This window comes from Paenibacillus dauci (genome assembly GCF_000971985.1).
Taxonomy (GTDB): Bacteria; Bacillota; Bacilli; order Paenibacillales; family Paenibacillaceae; genus Saccharibacillus; species Saccharibacillus dauci.
Genome location: NZ_LAQQ01000001.1, coordinates 541,133 through 562,678, shown reverse-complemented (window position 1 = coordinate 562,678; position 21,546 = coordinate 541,133). Strand labels below are relative to the sequence as shown.

The 21,546-nt window shown below is 43.6% G+C and carries 19 protein-coding genes; 14 read left to right on the top strand and 5 right to left on the bottom strand.

Translation table 11 applies throughout. The annotated features are described in order from the left end of the window. Window positions 1–84: 84 nt before the first annotated feature. From WH46_RS09835 to WH46_RS09805, 7 genes are all read left to right on the top strand, one after another. Complete coding sequence (locus WH46_RS09835) at window positions 85–531, top strand: Imm30 family immunity protein (RefSeq protein ID WP_052714183.1); 447 nt, start codon at window positions 85–87, stop codon at window positions 529–531. Between the two features lie 158 nt (window positions 532–689). Continuing rightward, window positions 690–917, top strand: a complete 228-nt coding sequence (locus WH46_RS09830) for a hypothetical protein (RefSeq protein WP_156172246.1) — start codon at window positions 690–692, stop codon at window positions 915–917. Between the two features lie 184 nt (window positions 918–1,101). Beyond that, on the top strand, window positions 1,102–2,235 hold the full coding sequence (locus tag WH46_RS09825) for a PP2C family protein-serine/threonine phosphatase (RefSeq protein WP_046226576.1): 1,134 nt from the start codon (window positions 1,102–1,104) through the stop codon (window positions 2,233–2,235). Between the two features lie 22 nt (window positions 2,236–2,257). Then, the gene (locus WH46_RS09820) at window positions 2,258–4,381 is read left to right on the top strand and encodes a FapA family protein (protein ID WP_197088266.1); all 2,124 of its coding nucleotides are present in this window, start codon (window positions 2,258–2,260) and stop codon (window positions 4,379–4,381) included. Window position 4,382: 1 nt separating this feature from the next. After that, the gene (locus tag WH46_RS09815) at window positions 4,383–4,694 is read left to right on the top strand and encodes an STAS domain-containing protein (protein ID WP_017812483.1); all 312 of its coding nucleotides are present in this window, start codon (window positions 4,383–4,385) and stop codon (window positions 4,692–4,694) included. Continuing rightward, a complete protein-coding gene (locus WH46_RS09810; protein ID WP_046226574.1) occupies window positions 4,695–6,755 on the top strand; it encodes an HD domain-containing phosphohydrolase in 2,061 nt (686 codons plus the stop codon). Between the two features lie 200 nt (window positions 6,756–6,955). After that, window positions 6,956–8,098 (top strand): PP2C family protein-serine/threonine phosphatase, encoded by a 1,143-nt coding sequence (locus WH46_RS09805; RefSeq protein ID WP_046226573.1) that lies wholly within the window; start codon window positions 6,956–6,958, stop codon window positions 8,096–8,098. Window positions 8,099–8,227: 129 nt separating this feature from the next. Here the strand turns inward: WH46_RS09805 and WH46_RS09800 are convergent, their stop codons facing one another. From WH46_RS09800 to WH46_RS09780, 5 genes are all read right to left on the bottom strand, one after another. Further along, the gene (locus WH46_RS09800; protein ID WP_046226572.1) at window positions 8,228–9,667 is read right to left on the bottom strand and encodes a 6-phospho-beta-glucosidase; all 1,440 of its coding nucleotides are present in this window, start codon (window positions 9,665–9,667) and stop codon (window positions 8,228–8,230) included. 354 nt (window positions 9,668–10,021) lie between these two features. After that, entirely contained in the window at window positions 10,022–10,312 is a 291-nt protein-coding gene (locus tag WH46_RS09795; RefSeq protein ID WP_026136098.1) for a YxcD family protein, read from the bottom strand. Window positions 10,313–10,317: 5 nt separating this feature from the next. Beyond that, the gene (locus tag WH46_RS09790; protein ID WP_017812478.1) at window positions 10,318–10,761 is read right to left on the bottom strand and encodes a hypothetical protein; all 444 of its coding nucleotides are present in this window, start codon (window positions 10,759–10,761) and stop codon (window positions 10,318–10,320) included. Window positions 10,762–10,886: 125 nt separating this feature from the next. Next, window positions 10,887–11,450 (bottom strand): PadR family transcriptional regulator, encoded by a 564-nt coding sequence (locus tag WH46_RS09785; protein ID WP_017812477.1) that lies wholly within the window; start codon window positions 11,448–11,450, stop codon window positions 10,887–10,889. A gap of 303 nt (window positions 11,451–11,753) precedes the next feature. Beyond that, window positions 11,754–12,332: a beta-class carbonic anhydrase gene (locus WH46_RS09780; RefSeq protein ID WP_017812476.1), complete on the bottom strand. Its 579-nt coding sequence runs from the start codon at window positions 12,330–12,332 to the stop codon at window positions 11,754–11,756. Window positions 12,333–12,609: 277 nt separating this feature from the next. Here WH46_RS09780 and WH46_RS09775 point away from each other — a divergent pair, with 277 nt between their 5' ends. The 7 genes from WH46_RS09775 to opp4A all read left to right on the top strand — a co-directional run bounded on the left by WH46_RS09775 (window position 12,610) and on the right by opp4A (window position 21,460). After that, window positions 12,610–14,127: a carboxypeptidase M32 gene (locus WH46_RS09775; RefSeq protein WP_046226571.1), complete on the top strand. Its 1,518-nt coding sequence runs from the start codon at window positions 12,610–12,612 to the stop codon at window positions 14,125–14,127. Window positions 14,128–14,562: 435 nt separating this feature from the next. Next, on the top strand, window positions 14,563–15,537 hold the full coding sequence (locus WH46_RS09770) for an aromatic acid exporter family protein (RefSeq protein WP_046226570.1): 975 nt from the start codon (window positions 14,563–14,565) through the stop codon (window positions 15,535–15,537). Window positions 15,538–15,729: 192 nt separating this feature from the next. Then, complete coding sequence (locus WH46_RS09765) at window positions 15,730–16,761, top strand: ABC transporter ATP-binding protein (protein ID WP_017812473.1); 1,032 nt, start codon at window positions 15,730–15,732, stop codon at window positions 16,759–16,761. Further along, a complete protein-coding gene (locus WH46_RS09760; RefSeq protein ID WP_017812472.1) occupies window positions 16,739–17,665 on the top strand; it encodes an ABC transporter ATP-binding protein in 927 nt (308 codons plus the stop codon). The genes WH46_RS09765 and WH46_RS09760 overlap by 23 nt, the downstream gene beginning before the upstream one ends. A gap of 19 nt (window positions 17,666–17,684) precedes the next feature. Continuing rightward, entirely contained in the window at window positions 17,685–18,653 is a 969-nt protein-coding gene (gene opp4B, locus WH46_RS09755) for an oligopeptide ABC transporter permease (protein ID WP_046226569.1), read from the top strand. A gap of 72 nt (window positions 18,654–18,725) precedes the next feature. Beyond that, window positions 18,726–19,625, top strand: coding sequence for an ABC transporter permease (locus WH46_RS09750; protein WP_026136097.1), 900 nt, complete (start codon window positions 18,726–18,728; stop codon window positions 19,623–19,625). 35 nt (window positions 19,626–19,660) lie between these two features. Beyond that, window positions 19,661–21,460, top strand: a complete 1,800-nt coding sequence (opp4A, locus tag WH46_RS09745; RefSeq protein WP_046226568.1) for an oligopeptide ABC transporter substrate-binding protein — start codon at window positions 19,661–19,663, stop codon at window positions 21,458–21,460. Window positions 21,461–21,546 lie beyond the last annotated feature (86 nt).

Here is a 21,546-nt window from a genome sequence, read left to right as displayed (position 1 = left end):
AAGTAGAATAATATAAGAATTACTACAGATTTTAATTGTCTATGTGGAGGTATTTATTTTGCAAACGATATTCATATAAACTGTTTGTATGAAATAAGACTATTAAAAACTCAAGAAGAATGTGAAGAGTTTGATGACTTATTAGAAATATTAGATAATGAACAAAATATTAAATTGAAAAATCTATTTAAAGTTTTTGATGAAAATACAGATGAAGAAGAAGTAATGTTTGGATTAGTACACTTTCTAGAATCTTTTGAAGCGGAAGAATATTTAAAATCTTTACTGAATTTTTTATTTGATATGCCTGTACATTCAGTTTATTGGATAGAAATACTTGTAAAACGTATTCTTAATAGTTCAGAATATAAAGCTAGACTGATTGATCTGATTGGGAATCAAGATAAGAAAGTTAAACTTCAACTTGCAGATATACTTTACTCAATAGAACAAGATAATCCTGCTCGTTTTAGTATGACCGTCCACGAATTTTTGAAAAGATTAGATGAGGAAATTAGAGAAAAAGAATGAAAACTTCATTGATCGTCATCTGCTCCCTAGGATATGGAATTATTTTAAAGATATTAAAGAGATCCTCTTAAAGGATAAGAAATATAAATTAAAAGAAGATAGTATTTGTTCGGAAGAAAATAATGATTTTTATAAACTACGTTTTGAAACTTGTGATAATGAAATGGCTGAAGCGTTTGAATTTGCAGGGAATAGAAGTTCAATCTATTATGCAATATTTTGGGTTGTACACTATTTTAGAAAAACCTGCATTAAATACTAATGATACATTTAGTATCAATAAAGATTGTTCTAATTTCTTACTCAAGCATAGCGAATATGGAGGTTTTGAAAAAGATGATTTATTTTATAATCCTTATGGAGTATGGGCATTGATTAAAAAATAAATATGAAATTATATACCTAGAGTGTGTAATTATTCACTGTTCTAAAATACGATTTATAAAATTCATAAAACAAAAAGGCTGCAGCAGAATATCACATTCTGCTGCAGCCTTTTTTATACTTTATATTACATAACAGCCACTTTATGACGATGAATAAATATACTGACTTTAAGGGAGCGGTCTTATGAGCGGCATACTGGTTGTAGACGATTCCCGGTTAAATATCGCTTATCTGACAAATGTACTTCAGACAGCAGGATACGAAGACATCCAGTCGGCCTATTCGGCGCAGGAAGCCTACACCATTCTCGGGATTCATAATGGACAGCCACCGCGCAAGCCCGCTTCGGTTGACCTGATTCTGCTGGATATTGTTATGCCGGATATTGATGGAATCGAAGCCTGCACAATGATCAAAAGTTTGGCTGTTTACCAGGATCTGCCGATCATTTTCCTTACAGCGGATCGTGTTCATTTCCGTGAAGCCTTCAGTGCAGGGGGAATGGATTTTATCGAAAAAGGCGGACCGGACTATGAGCTGTTAACCCGTGTACAATCCGCACTAAAGCTCAAAAAAGAAATGGACGCTCGTAAAGCCTGGGAGGAGAAAGTACAGATTGACTTGCAGCTGGCTAAACATCTGCAGCGAAGTGTACTGACACCGCCGCTGACCGAACCGGGAATTCACATCCACAGCTGGTATATGCAGTCATCCGAAGTATCCGGCGACATGTTTTACTGGAAAATGTTCAATCCCGGCCAATATGGAGTGCTGTTGATCGATGTCTCCGGGCACGGCATCCCAGCTGCGCTAATCAGCATGTCGATCCGTTCGCTGCTCGATGGCATTGTCGGACTATACCGCAAGCCACGGGAAGTATGTGCAGAGCTTAATCGCCAGATGCGGCATCTGTTTGGCAAAAGCAGGCGTACTGCCTATTTCACAGCCATTTACTTATTTATTGATAGAAACAAACAGGAAATTGAATATTTCAATGCCGGTCATCCACCAGGCTTACTGCTGATGCAGGATGGATCTCCTATCAAACTGAGTGGTACTACCGTACCGATCGGTATCAAGCAGGATATGAAACTGGATACGGTTACAGTCACATACGATACACCTACACGAATTGTACTCTACACAGATGGATTGGTAGAACGTCCGGGACTGTCTATCCATACCGGCATTGAGAAGCTGGAGCAGTATGCGCAAAGTCTGCATTATCTGGATAATGAAGCCTTTGTTGGCAAGCTGGAACGTCTGAATCGCCAGCGTGATGATGATATTTGCATATTGTCGATTGAACTGGAGTAATACAGGAATGGAGGAGAAGGATATGGAACGAAGTGTGATTTCCAAGGGCAAAACGGTAGAACAGGCAGTAGAACGGGCACTGGCACTGCTGGAAGTCAGTAAAAAAGAGGTGAGTATTGAGATCATCGATAACGAGAGCCGTGGCTTCCTCGGGTTAAATGCCAGACCAGCTGTAGTTCGTGTCAGCCTTCTTCCTATCGGTATACCAGAAATGGCAGCTCCATATTCTTCTGTCAATACTCCTGCTACAGTAATCTCAACCGACAGACGTGCAGTAGGAGTGCTGGGTCAAAGTACAGCAGCCGAATCTACAGCGGTAGTTACTTTACCAGCGGAAGAGTCCGGTCATGATTCTCTTGGACCCACTCCAATAGCAGACGAGGGCAAGATATGGATCGCAGAGGGACAGATTGCCATGCATATTCCAGACGGAGCCAGCCTGCCCATGATTGATGCATTTAAAAGTGGAGATATATTGATCAATGGGACAGCACTACTAGCTGGTCAATCGGCCGCAGTAAGCGGCGAAGATGTTATCGATATCCGGCTTGCAGGTGAATCCAAAGATTCCACATGGCAGTTGGATATCGATAATGACGGAATGAAAGCTTCTCTGCAGATCGAGCCAGGTTATCATATTACACGTACGTTAATGGATACAGAACCCAATCCCCGGCTTATGCTGCGTGTTGCCCAGAACAAGAAACCGGCTGCTATTGATCCGCAAGAGATATATCAGCAGCTGCGTGCCAAAGAAATTATCTTCGGCATGGATTCTTCCATGATCGAATTGGCATGTCGTGCGGAGAAAGCCGGTCGATTTGTTATTGCATCTGGACAACCTGTTATACATGGACAAGATGGCATATTTGAGCTTCAGACTGATGCAGCTGCCCGCAAAGTGCAGCCAAAGCTGCGGGAGAACGGTACGATTGATTACCGGGAGACCAGAGAGTTTCCTTCTATTCTGGAAGGAGAACGGATTGGTACTATTATACCGTCGCAACCGGGTATAGATGGCAGGGATATTTACGGTAATTTCATTTTGGCACCTGTTGTGCATGACATTCAGATTATACCAGGCAAAGATGTACAGCTGTCCGAAGATGGACGAGATGCATTCGCACTCAAATCGGGTATGCCCAGCCAGACCCGGCAGGGACATTACGTCAAACTTTCCATGATTCCAAAGCTTATGCATAGCGGAGATGTTAATCTGGCGTCAGGCAATATTCATTTCCGCGGTGATGTCGAGATCAGTGGTGCTGTACAGGATACGATGGAAGTAGAAGCCGAAGGCAATATTCGCGTTCGCGGGAATATTAATATGGCTCAGATTATGGCTGGCGATTCACTGATTGTCCATGCGAATGTACTCAGCAGCCGTATCATTGTGGGACAGCTGCAGCTGTTCTACGGACAGATGACGCCGATGCTAATTTATGTACGCGAGCAGGTGGAACTGATGAAACAGGCTGTTCACCAAGTGAGCAGTGCCTCTGCCTTCAAAATCAATGACTTGGATCAGACTGGACTGGCACCATTGTTCCAGGTTCTATTTCAGGGACGTTTCAAATGGATGATGGAGCAGCTGGAACGTCTGCTTCGGCTGGAAGAGCAGTATCAATCGGCATTAAAAGAAGAATGGACCCGATATTTTCAGGAAATTCGCAATGGGTTTATGAATAAAGAGAATAGTACATTCCGTACAGCAGAAGATCTGGAGAGCTTTATTCGGCGTACCAACTATCTATACACTCTGGCTTCTGCTCCGGTAGTAGAGCGTAACTTTGCCAGACTGCATTTTGTTCAGAACAGTACAGTTCGCTGCGGCGGAGATGTAATTGTGGAAAAAGGTGCCTATAATGCCCATTTGCATTGTGAAGGTACACTCGAATCAACCGGAACGCTGCGAGGGGGAACTTATTTTGCAGCAGAGGGCATGGTTCTGCAGGAAGTTGGCTCTCCGGGTACAGGAACGACAAAGCTTCATGTGGATGCCAAAGCACGAATCAAAGCGGCTCGGATATTGGCAGGAACAACAATTCAGATCGGGGAACGGATTCATCAGTGTATGGAAGATGTAGAGCATCTGGAGATTTGGCTGAATAGTAATGATCAGATCGTATGGAAAGGGAGGGAATAGCATGTTTACGTATCGTCTCGAATTAACCGGGCAGCAGATCACCGTCTATTGTGAAGGGGATATTGATATTGATGCCGGAGATACTTTTGAGGAACAGCTGGAACCGGAACTCGCAGAAGCATCCAGCGTTATCCTAAATCTGGGAGCTGTACAGTTTGTAGATTCATCGGGTATTGGACTGTTGATCAAGCTGGTGCAAGATCTGCAAGAGCAGGAACGCCAGGTATGGATTGAGCAGACACAACCAGAAGTGATGGAGGTATTCCAGTTGCTACAGCTGGATGAGATTCTGGGCAAGGATACTTTTCGTTAAATGAAAGAGAAAAATGTCTATACGATCCCGCTCAGCCTGCTCGGGATTGCCAGTCTGCTGTATGTAGGACTGGAAGGCAGCGGTAGTCTGGTTCATATCTTGCCCCTACTGCTGCTGATTGCCATACTGGATCTGTTCCCGGTCCGTCTGCTGAGCGGGGAAGAGTACAGCGGCAGTCTGGCTGGCTTTCTGATTTTGCTGCTGGCTTATGGACCGGTACCGGCTCTTTATGGGATTTTAGTAAGTAATGTGGTCAGCCATTTGCGCAGTGCAGATTTTATCTGGCGAAAGTTCAATATATTCCGGCTGCTGTCAGCTCAAGGGAAATATAGTATATGCCTCTATGCTGCACATATGATAATGGAGCGTCTGGACGGCACCTCGATTTATGTGCAGGCTGGAGCAGGTGCTTTGACTTTTAGCCTGCTGTATATGCTACTGGCAGCGATAGTGAAGAAGACCATTAGTGGTATCCCGCTGCTTAACAATCTGGTGATTAAATGCAAGGAAATTGCAGTTCCTGTCGTACTCTGTACCATTATTGTTCCTCATTTTCTAGTGCACCTGTCACTGAATTATATGGTTTATGAGACGATTTATATTTTGCTTTTTCTGATGCTTATTATTTTTTTCTCGTATGGTTATATTCGCCAGGTCAGACTTCGCCGCCGGGGTGCAGAAGAATTTATTCGCATTGGAGAAATGCGCATTTCCAATCGGATGGAAGGACATGGTCATAATGTAGGCATTATTTGCGAGCATGTACTGGAGCTATTGGGATATCCCAAAAAAAGACGTGTGGATCTAATCAATATGGCAGCCATACATGATATCGGTAAAATGATGCTGCCGCTGGACATCCTGACCAAGCGGGGTGCCAGATCACTCAGCGAAGAGCAGCAGTATCAGTCTCATCCTGTGCACAGCTCCAAGATTGTGCTTAACGTCAGCGGAGACAAAAAAATGTCGGATTGGATTCTTCACCATCATGAACGATACGATGGCAAAGGGTATCCGGATGGGCTGCAGGAAAAGCAGATTCCGTATGAATCCAGAATTATTCATATGTGCGATCAACTCGAATATTTAATGCGTCATTTTGAGCAGGATGAGGAAGTCATTCGGCGGCTGGAAAATATGTCCCATAAGGAACTGGATCCAGAACTGGTCAGCCATATTCATACAGGCACGGTTGCCGGGTTAAGGCAGTATATGGCGTATATTGAGACACCGGGGGCAACAGAACTCACGTCTGTCATTGAGCCGGACAAGCAGCAGCATCGGGAATTATCCAGTATTACGGGAGGAACACGATTGCTGAAGTATATGGGTACTGGCAGCTTGCAAAGACATGAGGATTTACCGTCTACCGTTGTCTATGATTTGGAGATACTGGCTGCGCGCGCGCTCGTATTATCAGAAAGTTTTTACGAAGTACTGGTCAGCCAAGGAAATACGTACGAAGCTCACTTCTATCCCGAGAGTGACTGGGTGGCTGTTGTGCTTAACGATATTACACCTGCACTTCAATATCGTGAAGATATGCACCTGCATACACTTCGCGCTTACAGAGACGTGATTCGAACTTTGTCCCACAGCAAGATTGATATCTGTCTGAAGTCCGAGGAGATTGTAGGGGAGCTGGGTGAGTGGATAGATGAGATGGAAGTTAATACACGTGCCGATGTTGCTTCCAGTCGTACACTGGTCGTTCAGCATATTCCGGAGAATTTTCGGCTGGAGCATTCCAAAAAGGTTATGAGTATCAAGCTGGCTGTCTCGGAAGCTGTGACCAATTTGATCAAACACGCTGAAGAAGGCAAAGTGGCTGTTTATCAAAAAAGTGGCTGTTATCAAATTTATATTACCGATCATGGATCAGGTATTCCGTTGCATGAACTGCCCAAAACGATTCTGATTTCGGGCTATAGCAGTAAAAGCTCATTGGGCAAAGGGTTTGCACTGATGTATGCATCCGCAGACCGGATTATGCTGCATACGAGTCCGGAAGGCACAGCTATTTTGCTGGAATTCAATGAAATTCTGGAACAGGCCATTTGATTATTCGACTGCGGAATGATCAAATGGCTTATTTGTTGTTCGTCATTTCTTAGGGCTATGAGGATCATGATTTCCTTTTGGATTTCGGAATTTTGCTAACTGTTGTAGTGGATATATTATTTAAGATTCTTACTTACTGGCTATTACATAATCAGGCAGTTTTGACGAAAAATAAGTATACTGACTTCGGAGGAGAGCTAATGAGCAGCATATTAATTGTTGATGATTCCAAATTGAATGTAGCATTTATGGAGAACGTACTGAGAACTGCGGGATATGAAGATGTACAAAAAGCAACCTCAGCAGAGGAAGCTTACCAGATTCTAGGAATTTATAATAATCAGCCACCACGCAAAGCCGCGTCGGTCGATCTGATTTTGCTGGATATTGTTATGCCGGAGATCGATGGTATTCAGGCCTGTACTTTTATCAAAAGTCTGCCGGTCTATCAGGATCTGCCGATTATTTTTCTGACTGCAGACCGTGTTCATTTCAAAGAAGCATTTGGTGCAGGTGGGATGGATTTTATTGAAAAAGGCGGTCCCGACTATGAACTGCTGGCTCGTGTACAATCTGCTATTCGGCTGAAAAAGGAAATGGATTCCCGTAAAGCATGGGAAGAAAAAGTACAAAAAGATCTGCAGCTTGCCAAACATCTACAAAACAGTGTGCTGACTCCTCCGCTGATCGAACCGGGTATTCAGATTCACAGCAGTTATTTCCAATCCTCGGAAGTATCGGGAGATATGTTTTACTGGAAAATGTTCAACAATCGTCAATGCGGTGTACTGCTGATCGATGTACCTGGCAGTGGTATCGCTGCTGCGCTAATCAGCATGTCCATCCGTTCACTGCTGGATGGCATTGTTGGGATGTACCGCAAGCCCAAGGAAGTATGTGCCGAATTGAACCGTCAAATGCGTATGCTGTTTGGTAAAACGCGTCGAACTGCTTATTTTACAGCAATTTATATGCTGATTGACCTGGACAAGAAACAGGTGGAATACTTCAATGCCGGTCATACACCGGGCATGCTGCTTGCCAGCGATGGGCCGGGATCAAGACTGAATGTCACAACAGATCCGGTTGGCATGAATGAAAATGTTAATGTAAACACGCAGACACTGGAATATGACGATGCTACACGGATCGTTCTATATACCAATGGGTTGATATCCCGTCCGGGTAGTAATCCCAAAGTAGTAATCGGTGAATTGGAGCAGTATGCACACAGCCTGCTGGACATCGATAACGAGAAATTCCTGACCAAATTAGCTCGCCTAAGCCGTAATCAGGAAGATCTGTGTATCGTATCCATTAACCTGGATCGCACTGCAGAATAGTAAGCTATACACAAGACAAACGACTGTCTCGTATGATAACGAGACAGTCGTTTTTTTGTTGACTATTTTGTGAAATCGCCTGCTTTATATGCCAGCTTTTTTTCGGCTAAATAGGATGGGATGGATAGATTACAGCCCCAGATCAGAGCCGTTGGAAGCAATAACCTTTTTGTACCAGTCAAAGCTCTTTTTACGACTGCGCTCCAAGGAACCATTGCCTTCATTATCACGATCAGTATAAATATAACCATACCGTTTGCGCATTTCACCGGAAGAAGCGCTGACAATATCAATCGGTCCCCAGCTGGTATAACCGATAATTTCTACACCATCTTCAATGGCTTCACGCATCTCGGCGAGATGCTGCTGCAGATAATCGATTCGGTAATCGTCCTGTATGGTGCCATCATCAGCCGGTTCATCGGCCGCACCCAATCCATTTTCCACTACAAATAATGGTTTCTGGTAACGGTCATGCAGCTGATTGGCTGTAATGCGGAATCCTTTTGGATCAATAGTCCATCCCCATTCGGATGCGCTCAAATACGGATTGGACACCGAGCCAAATACATTACCCGCAGTCATGTTTTTGATCACTTCCGGATCAGTACTGGTTGTACGACTGGAATAGTAACTGAATCCGATATAATCCACGGTGTTGCGTTTTAGAATTTCGGTATCTTCCGGCTCCATCACAATATCCAGCTGATGATCGCGGAAGAATCGGCGTGCATAACCCGGGTATTCTCCGCGGGACTGAACATCAATAAAGAAGTAGGATTCGCGATCTTTTTTCATACCCTGGTACACATCCTCGGGATTACAGGTATACGGGTAAAAGCTGCCGGCAGCCAGCATACAGCCGATCTGTGCATCCGGAATTAGCTCATGGCAAGCTTTGACAGCCAGTGCACTGGCAACGAGCTGATGATGGGCAGCCTGATACTGAATCTGTTTCACATTGTCGCCTTCTTTGAATACAAGACCAGCCCCGAGGAAAGGAAGATGCAGCAGCATATTAATCTCGTTAAACGTCATCCAGTATTTCACTTTGTGCCGGTAGCGTTCCAGTACAGTACGTGCATAAGTCTCAAATAATCCAACCAGCTTGCGATTGCGCCAACTTCCATACTTCTCGATCAGATGTACTGGCACATCAAAATGGGCCAGAGTTACAACCGGCTCGATATTATAGTTGAGTAATTCATCGAATAGACGATCATAAAAGGCAAGGCCCGCTTCATTCGGTACAGCATCTTCGCCGGTTGGGAAAATACGTGCCCAGGAGATTGATACCCGCAGCGCCTTGAAGCCCATTTCAGCAAACAATGCAATATCTTCGGCATACCGATGATAAAAATCGATGGCTTCATGTGCCGGATAAAATTCTCCCGGTTGCGGAGTAAGGGAGTCAATATATCCTCGCATCATATCGAATCTTTTCTTGCCTGTAGGCAGAAGATCGACTACAGTCAGTCCTTTACCATCTTCAAGGTAAGCGCCTTCAGCCTGATTCGCGGCAATAGCGCCACCCCACAAAAAGTTCTCGGGAAAGTGTAGTGTTGTCATCGTTTTTCTCCTTTCGAATATATATAGAGTAGAGGGAGTTTGGGCAAATAAAAAACCTGAATCCTCCTGACAGCTCGTAAAAGCCGACAAAAGAATCCAGGTTATGCCCAACAGGTAACATCCCTGATCCATATTCATTTTCAATAAAACTCTAACAATCCTTATCCATAATGTCAATAAGAAAGCGTTTCATCTTTTATATGGTCTTTTGTATTCACAAGAACAAGAGAGACAAAAATCCTGTTATTGGCTCTTCATATCATCTGCCCTGCATAACAAAAGCCCCTTCACCTACCAGAAGGTAGAGTAGAGGGGCTTATGAGAAAATATATTATGCTGGAAGTAATAAATTACTTAATTGTCGTGAATAATAGCCTGAATCTCTTCTACGTCATCGTTGATAATCAACTCAACCTGTTCCCGGAATACTCTCGCGTTGTATTCAGAGAACATATAACGCAGAATCGCTTCAATGAGATTGCTTTCAATCAGGTACTGACTGCGACCTTGCGCCCAGACCTCTGCTGTATAGCCTGTATCTTCTTCCCAGGCGAGCTGAACCGTTACGTCCGTCGGCTGAATGCCTTTACGTTCGGCGATATTCAGACATACTGCATTGATAATCTCATCCATGCTAAGCCGCATTGCCATTAACGTCTGTTGTAAGGGTCAGCGGATTTCTTACGCTGACGGATCATACGATAGATGCCGCGAGCTGCAATAAAGAGTACATAGATAGCAATCAGGTTAATCAGCAGGCCCATAAAGTTGCCCATAAAGCCCATGTTAGCGAACATGCTGCCGAATAGCATACCGGCCAGACCGCCGACCATCATGCCTGTAAAGAAGTTACCGCCACTGAAAAATCCGCGTTTGCCATTAGTAGCTGCTGTACTGCGGTTATTGGTAGTAGAGCGGTTGGTACTGTTAACGCTACCGCTGTTATTATCCGCACGGTTCGGTGTATTGGTATATGATTTTGGTTGGGATTTGAATCCGCCGCCACCACGTCTTGCATCTGCATCACTGGCAAAAACGCCAAGGGATGCGAAAACGACTGTAAATGCCATGAAGATCATAAGCACTTTTTTCATTATGTCCATTATCCCCCTAGTTGGTAGTGTGTGTTTGGTTATTCTTACCGTAATACGTAATTACGATCGACCGGTTTCAGAATTTCCAGATAAATTTAAAATAAATTCGGTGGAGTAGATGGACCCTAGTGATGCTGAGGTTCGGAAGACACTTCCGGTGGAGCCGCATTTTTCAGCATATCGATTACCCATGTTGTCCATTCCATATTCGATCTTGCCGTTCCCAGAGCTTTTTGACGCAAAATGTACAATCCAAAATCTTGAGAACCAAATTGATGGCTTTCGTCAGGCATTTTGTGAATAGCCTGTTCGAAATAATGAATTTGTTCCTGATAAAAAATAGATCTTTTGCGGAACAGAGCGAGTGCCGTGTCTTTGTCTGTAATCCACAGACAGAACGCTTTGAGTACCAGCTCATCCCGTGTGACCGGTTCACTGGCAGGCATTTGCATCCATTCATGCAGACGCTGTTCACCCAGTGGAGTGATCGCGTAGATTTTTTTGTCCGGTTTATCAGTTTGTTTTACCCATTCTGCAGTTAACAGTTGTTGCTCTTCCATACGTGAGAGCAGTGGGTAAATCTGACTGTGCTTGGCTTGCCAGAAAGGCTGAATTCTGAGCATCAGGTCATATCCGGATGAACGTTTGCGTGCAAGTAGTGCAAGTAAACCATACGATAGCGTATTCATAAGCAGTCTCTCCTATCTCTAAAACAGCGAATCGGCCGATTTAAAATAAAGTGTACACTACAACTGTATGCTTTCGCAAGAAACCAACGAACAAAATAGAAGAAAGCATACAAAAGTAAGTACACATCAGACAAAAAATAGTCATATTTAAGCTTACGGATGAAAAAGAAAAAGGATTCATTCCTTTTAAATAAATATATACAGTAGTTAAAAAAAATAGCCCGGATGAATTCATCCGGGCTTTAGCAGTAAATCGGGTTGTGCTAATTCCTCATTATGTAAGGAGCCGGCTCACGATTTCTGCTACAATGATGTCTCTTGTTGGGAGTACCCATTCACGAGCAATTCCAATTGACCTGTTGCGGGGTCAATGATCATGCCGTGTACTGGTACATGGGGGGGAAGTAATGGATGATTCTTAATAATCTCCACACTGTTTATTACCCCTTGCTTTTCATTACCAAACCCTTGCAACCAACTTTTTAAATCAATTCCAGAATGTTCCAGAGTTGACAATACAGTTGGTGAAACACCACGTTCTTTGATTTCGTTAATCATATGATCGGCATTGAGTGCAGCCATCCCGCAGCCGTGATGACCTACAACGATCACTTCCTCCGCCTGAAGCTCATAGAGCCCTACCAGCACGCTGCGCATAACACTTCCATAAGGATGGGAGATAACAGCACCGGCATTTTTGATGATTTTGGCATCGCCATTACGAATATTCATTGCTTTGGGCAGCAATTCGGTAAGACGAGTATCCATGCAAGTTAGAATAACGAGCTTTTTATCAGGAAAAGGGCTTGAACGATAAGCTTCATATTCTTTGGTCTGAACGAACTTTTCGTTGTGCTGCAAAATATTTGTAACTGAATCCATTGTAATTCCTCCTCATTAAGAACCTTAGATGGTGAACCTGGAAGCTTGGAATCATTAATCATCTGCTATCAGCGCATGATAATTTTTTTCATTACTTTTCCTGGACAACCATGTATTATTTTCTCATGTAAACGAGTAGATTTTACACCAATTTGCTCAGTCTGTAAATGTCTTGATTCCAAAATATTAAATTATGTAACATTGATTATACGGTTTGAAAAACGTATCATCAAGATGGATAAAGTTACAAAATACAAATAACGAGGTGGACCCGATCATGGAACAAAATGTAGAACAGGTATTAAGCTCATTCCGTCAGCTGGTCCGCAAGATCAGCAGCTATCATGAAGCACTTGGCCTGCTGGGCTGGGATCTGCGTACTGGCGCTCCGCGCAAAGGTGCAGAGATGCGTGCAGACACGATCGGGATGCTCTCAACAGAAGTATTCAAGCTCTCCATATCCGAAGAAATGGGCGGGTATATTGATTTTCTGTCCCGTTCGGACGTATTCGATCAGTTAAGTGATATCGATCAACGCTCTGTAACTGAATGCCGCAAGGAATATGAGCGCAGTCAAAAAGTACCACCTGAAAAAATTCAGAAATACTCCAGTCTGACGACACATGGCCAGACGGTATGGGAAGAAGCCAAACATAATAACGACTTCAAGGGCTTTGAACCAATGCTGGCAGAAATCGTGGAGATGAATCGCGAATTTATTGATTATTGGGGTGTAAAAGACACTCGCTATGATACATTGCTCGACATGTATGAGCCGGACATGACAGTAGCCAAGCTGGATGCTGTATTTGACCGTTTAAAATCCCGTCTCGTTCCCTTGTTGCAAAAAATTCAAGAGTCCAGCGACAAGCCCGATAATTCATTCCTCAAGCAGGAATATGACCTGAAAAAGCAGGAGGAGATCGGTTTGTTCCTGTTGGAGCAAATGGGTTATGATTTCCAGGCAGGACGTCTGGATGAGAGTGAGCATCCTTTTGCAACAGGACTCAATCCGGGGGATGTGCGTATTACCACGCATTATTATCCGGAAGATCTAATGAGCGCTATCTTCAGCTCTCTGCACGAGGGCGGTCATGCGCTGTATGAACAGAATATCTCGGCAGATCTGGTAGGTACGCCACTGGCAACAGGGACGTCAATGGGTATTCATGAATCCCAGTCCCGCTTTTGGGAAAATGTTGTAGGCCGGAGCCGTGTATTCTGGGATCATTATTATGATAAGCTGCAATCCTTGTTCCCCAAGCAGTTGTCTGGTGTAACCAAAGAACAGTTCTATCGTGCTGCCAATGTAGTAGAGAACTCGTTGATCCGTATTGAAGCGGATGAACTGACTTATAATCTGCACATTATTGTTCGTTATGAAATCGAGAAAATGATTTTCAACGAGAATCTGGCTGTTGCCGATCTTCCACAAGTATGGAACAGCAAATACGAACAATATCTGGGTATTACGCCTCCAAATGATGCACAAGGTGTTCTGCAGGATGTACATTGGTCCGGCGGCGACTTTGGTTACTTTGCTTCGTATTCGCTAGGTAATATGTATGCGGCCCAGATCACTCAGACTATGCGCAAAGAGCTGCCTCAGTTTGAGGATTGGATTGCGGCAGGTAATCTGCTGCCGATCAAGGACTGGTTAAGCGACAAAATTTACCGTTATGGCAAGAGCAGAACACCATCCGAATTGATTATGGCCATTACCGGTGAAGAGCTTAATCCTGATTATCTGGCTGATTATCTGGAGCAGAAATATACAGAGATTTATAAGCTTTAATCATCCAATTTTTAGGTGTGAATGTATTAATTTATAATAATCATCTCTATATTATAGTAGGAAAAAATCAGAAACATCGATTCTGTTCCTAAAGTCAATAGGTCTGACTGTTGAGTATGGCTTCATTAAATATGTAACTAATTACCTATCGATTTCGAATGAAAAGTTTAAATAGAGATGTGGATTTAACCAGAGACCCATATCTATGGCAAAGCCTTTCTCTCACAGCTGTGCAGGTGTGAGGGAAAGGCTTTTGCTCCTATACCCACATTGTAGGATGCGACGAAATCAAGTAGGATAGATGTTATATGAATTTGGATAAATATCATCTGGGTAAAGCAGGTCATTCGGCTATGCAGGATACCCTTTTAACAGATGTATTATAAATAAATAGATAAATACTACTAAGAGAAGAGTGTAAGGAGAGAACAATCGATGGGCTTTCGCGTGATCAAGACCGCCATTGCTGCACTGCTGGCTGTTGTTGCAGCAAGCACGCTGGGAATCAGCAGCGCAATGTCGGCGGCACTGCTCGCCATACTGGGAGTAGATGTTACACGCAAACGCAGCCTTCAGACCATATCAGCCCGTTTTTTTGCATCGTTGATTGGAATGATATGTGCGTTTGTTTTATTTTCAATTTTTGGATTTCAGCACTGGGTATTTGCATTATACATTTTGCTGGCTTTTCCGATTATCACGCGTGCAGGATTCAGCGGAGGGATTGTAACCAGTTCGGTGATTGTCGTCCATATTTATAACGGTGGGTTGTTAACAGCCCATGCGATGCTCGTTGAAGTGGAACTGCTGCTGATTGGACTCGGATCGGCGGCTATTGTCAATCTGGTATACATGCCAAATCCGTATAAACGTCTGAATGCTATTCGCCGCGAAGTGAATGAGCTGCTATCCCAGATGTTTGAGCAGATTGCTCGTACACTGCATGAGCCTGCCTATGTATGGGATGGGGAAGAAGTGATTCAGGCGACTGCCAAAGTCGAACAGGGGCATACAGCAGCCAAGCGTGAGCTTGAGAATCAGATGCTGCATCCCGATGAATCGTGGATTGTGTACTTTTATATGCGCAAGCAGCATCTGGACTCTATTCAGAATATGATGCAGCTGGTTGCCCAGGTATACAGCAAGATGCCTCAGGGAGATCAGGCTGCCCAGATCTTCGAACAGCTGGCACAGGATGTCAAAACGCCTTATTACACAGGCAAGACAGAAAAGCTGCTTTTACAATTCGAAGAAGATTTCAGTAAAACGAGGTTACCGGTTACACGTGAAGAATTCGAAGTATATTCCGCTATTTTACAGCTGTGCAGGGAGCTGGAACAGTATCTCAAAATTTCTAAGCGGGATAAAGCAAGAAACCCCTTGCTAACTCAGGATAATAAGGTAAAATAAGGATAACGCTATAGGCATAAGCTATCACCTTTATTACATTTGGTGATAGCTTTTTTGCTAAAAACTTTCATCCGTTTTGATAAAAAGTTAAATTTTATTGACCTGTGGAAGATTATGAATATAAAATGATAACAATCTTATGAGGAATGTTTACATTGCGTTAAAGTTTGAGATGAGGGGGCAACCAGAATTTTGAATACAGAACCGGTATTACAAATCAAAGATCTGACGGTGTCTTTCCGCATTAAGGATGAGTATTATCCGGCTGTTGACCAGCTTGATTTAACCATCAACAAAAATGAAGTTTTGGCTATCGTAGGTGAATCGGGTTGTGGAAAAAGCGCCTTGGCACTTTCTCTGACACGACTGCACGATACCAAAAATACACGGATTGATGGAGGACTCATTTTTAAGGGTCAGGATCTGAACAAGCTGTCACCTGGACAGATGAACAAAATTCGCGGCTCGGAGATTGGTATGATTTTTCAGGATCCATTAACGGCACTTAATCCGCTAATGACAATCGGCAGGCAGATTGAAGAGAATCTGGATTATCATACAACCCTGTCCAAAAAGGAAAAAACCAAACGCATTTATGAATTGCTGGAACATGTAAACATTACGAATCCAGAACGTGTATACAACCAGTATCCACATGAATTGTCCGGAGGTATGCGTCAACGTGTCATGATTGCTATCGCGATTGCCTGTCGTCCTTCGTTGATTATTGCCGATGAGCCAACAACTGCACTGGATGTAACGATTCAGTCCCAGATCCTGGATCTGCTAAAGCAGCTGCAGGCGGAGACAGAAGCCGGTATTGTATTAATCACCCATGATCTGGGCGTTGTTGCCGAGATGGCGGATCGGGTAGTCGTTATGTATGCGGGAGAGGTTGTAGAGGTTGCTAGCGTAATGGATCTGTTCAACAATCCAATGCATCCGTATACACGCTCATTGCTGGCTTCGATGCCGGGCGCCAATGCGGGACAGGATCAACTTCATGTTATTCATGGACGCGTTCCATCCTTGCAAAATATCCCACGCGGTTCCTGCCGATTCTCGGAACGTATTCCTTGGATTCCGCAGACGGCCCATGCACAGAACCCTCAGTTGGACGAAGTGAGTCCGGGACACTGGGTACGCTGCTCATGTTATCAGCATTTTCATTTTGAAGATGAAGGAAAGGGGCTTGTAATGGATGGCGTTGCTGGAGCTAAATAACCTCAAAGTGCATTATCCGATTCGCGGCGGCTTTTTCCAGCGTGTAGTGGATCACGTCAAGGCAGTAGACGGCGTGTCAATCCAGATCGAGCCTGGCACTACATATGGATTAGTGGGTGAATCGGGTTGTGGCAAAACAACAACCGGACGCGCGATTATCGGTTTGAACAAAATAACAGACGGAACTGTTACGTTTGAAGGTCAGGATCTGACCCGCATGGCCCACAAAAATCAACATCCGCTGCGCAGGGATATTCAGATGATCTTTCAGGATCCGTATTCTTCGCTCAACGGTAGAAAAAGAGTTATGGATATTATTGCAGAGCCATTGCGTAATTTTGAGAAGCTTAGTCCCGACGAAGAACGGCGCCGCGTTCAGAATCTGCTCGACCGAGTAGGGTTGAATCCCGAGGCAGCTTTCAAATATCCGCATGAGTTTTCCGGGGGACAACGCCAGCGGATCGGAATTGCACGGGCGCTAACACTGAATCCCAAGCTAATCATCGCCGATGAACCGGTATCGGCACTCGATGTATCGGTACAGGCACAGGTACTTAACTTTATGAAAGAGATCCAAAAAGAATTCAATCTTACGTACCTGTTTATCAGTCATGACCTTGGTATTGTTCGTCATATGTGTGATGAGATCGGAATTATGTATCGTGGTCGCCTGGTTGAACAGGGAAATACGGATGACATTTACGAGAATCCACAGCATATTTATACCAAACGTCTGATTACAGCGATTCCAAACATAGACCCGGCCCAACGCCAGGAAAGTGCACGGACAAGACAGCAGATTATGGTGTCATATCAGCAGGACCTAAAAGAGCTTATGGATGCGGAGGGCAAGCCGCTGGCTTTGAAAACAATCAGCCCATCACATCAGGTAGCACTACCGTAACGTAAAGGGGATAACTATTATGTGGAAATTTACGCTTCGCCGTATCCTGATCATGATTCCCCAGCTGTTCGTGCTCAGTGTATTGATCTTTTTTGTAGCCAAAGCGATGCCGGGTGATGCGCTCAGTGGAGCTATTGAGGCCAATCCAAAGGTCAGTGCACAGGTTCTGGAAGAACAGCGTGAGAAGCTGGGACTGAACGATCCGGCATGGGTACAATACGGCCGCTGGCTCGGTAATTTATTCCAGGGTGATCTTGGTAAATCCTATGTACATAAAGTAGGGGTAACCGATCTTATCGGAAGCAGACTGGCCAATACCTTTTATCTGGGTGTGGCGATTCTGATTCTGACTTATGTGATTTCGATTCCGCTGGGCATACTAAGCGGAAGGTATCAGAATACATTGCTTGATAAGACAATAACAGGTTATACCTATCTCAGTTTTGCTACTCCAATATTTATTTTCTCGCTACTCGTGTTGTTCGTATTTGGCTTCCGGCTCGGCTGGTTCCCAACAAGCGGAAGTGTGGATGTAGGCGTGCAGCCTGGTACATGGGCTTATGTTGTGAATAAGTTCTATCATCTGATCTTGCCGGCATGTGCAGGTGCGCTCGTTAGTACAACAGCGACAATCCAGTATCTGCGTAATGAAGTCATCGATACACGACTCAAGGATTTTGTAAAAACAGCACGTTCCAAAGGTGTACCGGAATCCAAAGTATATTCCCGTCATATCCTGCGTAACTCGCTGCTTCCGATTGCTGCTTTTCTGGGCTATGATCTGACGGCTGTACTGGCAGGCAATCTGTTTATTGAATCCATTTTCGGTTATCCGGGACTTGGTCAGCTGTTCTTGCAATCTATTACACAACGCGATTTCTCCGTTGTTACAGCGCTGGTTATGTTGTCTGGCCTGCTCGCGCTAATCGGTACTCTGTTATCTGATCTTATTCTGAGCTGGGTGGATCCGCGTATTCGAATGGGTTAAGACATGCAGGCTAACCAGCGAATCTAACCATTCAATATCTGAATAAGAACGGAGGAAGAGACACATATGGGTATGCGTGTAGAGACTGTTGCACCTATCGAAACGATTCAAAAATCGCCTTCAAACTGGTCTATTCTGGGTCGAGAGCTACTAAAAGACAAGATGGCGATTGGTTCACTGATCTTTCTGTTTTTGTTCCTGATTGGCATATACGGTTCGATTGCACTGATTAATCAGGATGAAGTAACCAAAATTGATCTGATGGCTATCCAGGCTGCTCCAAGTGCGGATCACTGGCTTGGAACCGATGATGCCGGACGTGATATTTTTGGTCAGCTGGTAATTGGAGCACGTAACTCATTTACGATTGGTTTTATGATTACGATCTTGTCTGCGGCGATTGGACTGACAATTGGTCTGATTGCAGGATTTTTCGGTGGACTGGTAGATAATGTAATTATGCGTTTTATTGATTTTATTCTGGTACTTCCTTTCCTGATGCTGGTCATTGTTTTTGTGACCATTATTCCTAAATATGGAGTCTGGGAGTTTATCGCTATCATGACCGCTTTTCTCTGGGTAGGCAAAGCAAGATTGATTCGTGCCAAGGTACTGGCGGAACGTGAACTGGATTATGTTCAGGCTTCCAAAACACTCGGCACGCCCAACTGGAAAATAATTACATTTGGGATATTGCCTAACCTTAGCTCTATTGTCATTGTTAACCTTACTCTGAATCTAGCCGGTAATATTGGTATTGAGACAGGGTTGTCTTACTTAGGTTTTGGTCTGCCTGATGGAACACCGAGTTTGGGTACATTGGTGAGCAGTGCAACCAACCCTGTAATATTGGAGCAATATTGGTGGATGTGGTTACCGGCATCGCTGCTGATTCTGGTTTTGATTTTGGCGATCAACTTTATTGGACAGGCACTTAAGCGTGCTACTGACGCCAAGCAGCGATTGGGATAATAAATTAGAGCTGTATATTCAAAGGAGGAAGGTTTATGTGGGGAAGTAAAAAGAAAAAATCAATATCCATTCTGTTAATGTCTATGGTTCTGGTATTATCTGCATGTAACAGTGGCGGCAATTCGGCTACACCAGCTGCAGATGCACCAAAAACGAATGAAAGTGTCAAGGAAACCGGTAAATTTGCCAGCAAGACTTCGAATAGTGCAGCATCTATTCAGGGTGGTATTCTGAACTATGGACTGGCCTCGGATACTCCTTTTGAAGGAATCTTGAACCCTATATTTTATGAAGGACAACCCGATTATAGCGTTCTCCAATTTTTCTATCCATCTCTGTTCGCCCTTGATAAAAACTTTGACATTATTGATGGCGGAGGAGCGAATATCAAGCTATCTAACGAAAATAAAACCGTCACAGTTACTATCAACGATAAGCTGAACTGGACAGATGGTAATCCGGTTACAGCCGAAGATTATGCTTTTGCTTTTGAAGTTATCGGTAATAAAGATTACGAAGGTGTTCGTTATGATGAATTGATGATGAACATTGTTGGTATGGAAGATTATCATGCTGGTAAAGCTAAAACAATTTCAGGTATCAAAATTCTGAATGATAAAGAAGTACAGATCGACTTTATTAAAGCTACTCCTTCGGTAAAGTCAGGACTGTGGAGTTATCCGCTTGAGAAAAAAGTATTCGCAGATGTTCCGATTGCTGATATGTCTGCATCTGCACCAGTACGTAAAGATCCTATTGGTTATGGACCATTCAAAATTAAATCCATGGTTACAGGAGAATCAGTTGAATTTGAAGCTAATAAAGATTATTTCCTAGGTGCACCGAAACTGGATGGCATACATTTGAAAGTCGTTAACCCGAATGTACTGATTGAATCGCTGAAAAAAGGCGACATCGATTATGTTGATAGCTTTAATGTAAGCTTGTACGATGAAAAAACGAATCCAACTAATATCGAATTCTTGGGTCGTCAAGAGCTGGCTTACAGTTATATTGGATTCAAACTTGGTAAGTACGATAAGGCTAAAGGCGAAAGCATAATGGACCCTAATAGCAAAATGGCAAACAAATCTCTGCGCCAAGCTATGGGTTATGCGATGAACAATGCACAGGTAGGCGCGCAGCTGTATAAAGGATTGCGTACACCGGCTACATCATTGATTATTCCTGCATTTGCCAACTACTATGATTCCAGTCTGGCAGGTTACACCTATAATCCGGAAAAAGCAAAACAATTGCTGGATGAAGCAGGTTACGTAGACAAAGATGGCGATGGACTGCGTGAAGATCCAAAAGGACAACCGCTTGTCATTAATTATGCTGCCATGAGTGGTGATCCTGTTTCTGAGCCACTGGCTAAATTCTACATGCAAAATTGGAAAGATATTGGTCTGAATGTTCAACTGGTAAATGGAAGACTACAGGAATTCAACTCTTTCTACGATAATATTAAAGCAGATAGCCCTGATATTGACGTATTTGGTGCAGCATGGGGTACAGGTAGCGATATCGATCCATCGGGTCTGTATGGTCGTCAGGCAGCATTTAACTATTCCCGTTTCACTAGTGAAGAAGCAGATAAACTGCTAGAAGAAGGTACTTCACCAAAAGCATTTGATATTGACTATCGTAAAGACGTCTACAAACAATGGCAGCAGCTGATGTTTGAAGAAGCTCCAGTTATCCCGACTTTATATCGTTATGAACTGCAAGCAGTTAACAAACGTGTGAAAAATCTGGATATTAGCTATGATGCAAGTTATGATACGCTGGCAAAAGTCGAACTGTCCGCTGACAAGCCAGTAACTCAATAATCAAGTATTTCAATTAAAGAACTAACAGTACAATCATAAGATTCAAGCAGAAAAGATCGGGAGCTAGGCTTCCCGGTCTTTTTTGC

Bases quoted from the DNA above. Each gene is read 5' to 3' on its own strand.
- WH46_RS09830 (WP_156172246.1), top strand. From the start codon at position 690: ATGAAATGGCTGAAGCGTTTGAATTTGCAGGGAATAGAAGTTCAATCT.
- WH46_RS09825 (WP_046226576.1), top strand. From the start codon at position 1,102: ATGAGCGGCATACTGGTTGTAGACGATTCCCGGTTAAATATCGCTTAT.
- WH46_RS09820 (WP_197088266.1), top strand. From the start codon at position 2,258: ATGGAACGAAGTGTGATTTCCAAGGGCAAAACGGTAGAACAGGCAGTA.
- WH46_RS09815 (WP_017812483.1), top strand. From the start codon at position 4,383: ATGTTTACGTATCGTCTCGAATTAACCGGGCAGCAGATCACCGTCTAT.
- WH46_RS09810 (WP_046226574.1), top strand. From the start codon at position 4,695: ATGAAAGAGAAAAATGTCTATACGATCCCGCTCAGCCTGCTCGGGATT.
- WH46_RS09805 (WP_046226573.1), top strand. From the start codon at position 6,956: ATGAGCAGCATATTAATTGTTGATGATTCCAAATTGAATGTAGCATTT.
- WH46_RS09800 (WP_046226572.1), bottom strand. From the start codon at position 9,667: ATGACAACACTACACTTTCCCGAGAACTTTTTGTGGGGTGGCGCTATT.
- WH46_RS09795 (WP_026136098.1), bottom strand. From the start codon at position 10,312: ATGCGGCTTAGCATGGATGAGATTATCAATGCAGTATGTCTGAATATC.
- WH46_RS09790 (WP_017812478.1), bottom strand. From the start codon at position 10,761: ATGAAAAAAGTGCTTATGATCTTCATGGCATTTACAGTCGTTTTCGCA.
- WH46_RS09785 (WP_017812477.1), bottom strand. From the start codon at position 11,450: ATGAATACGCTATCGTATGGTTTACTTGCACTACTTGCACGCAAACGT.
- WH46_RS09780 (WP_017812476.1), bottom strand. From the start codon at position 12,332: ATGGATTCAGTTACAAATATTTTGCAGCACAACGAAAAGTTCGTTCAG.
- WH46_RS09775 (WP_046226571.1), top strand. From the start codon at position 12,610: ATGGAACAAAATGTAGAACAGGTATTAAGCTCATTCCGTCAGCTGGTC.
- WH46_RS09770 (WP_046226570.1), top strand. From the start codon at position 14,563: ATGGGCTTTCGCGTGATCAAGACCGCCATTGCTGCACTGCTGGCTGTT.
- WH46_RS09760 (WP_017812472.1), top strand. From the start codon at position 16,739: ATGGCGTTGCTGGAGCTAAATAACCTCAAAGTGCATTATCCGATTCGC.
- opp4B (WP_046226569.1), top strand. From the start codon at position 17,685: ATGTGGAAATTTACGCTTCGCCGTATCCTGATCATGATTCCCCAGCTG.
- WH46_RS09750 (WP_026136097.1), top strand. From the start codon at position 18,726: ATGCGTGTAGAGACTGTTGCACCTATCGAAACGATTCAAAAATCGCCT.
- opp4A (WP_046226568.1), top strand. From the start codon at position 19,661: ATGTGGGGAAGTAAAAAGAAAAAATCAATATCCATTCTGTTAATGTCT.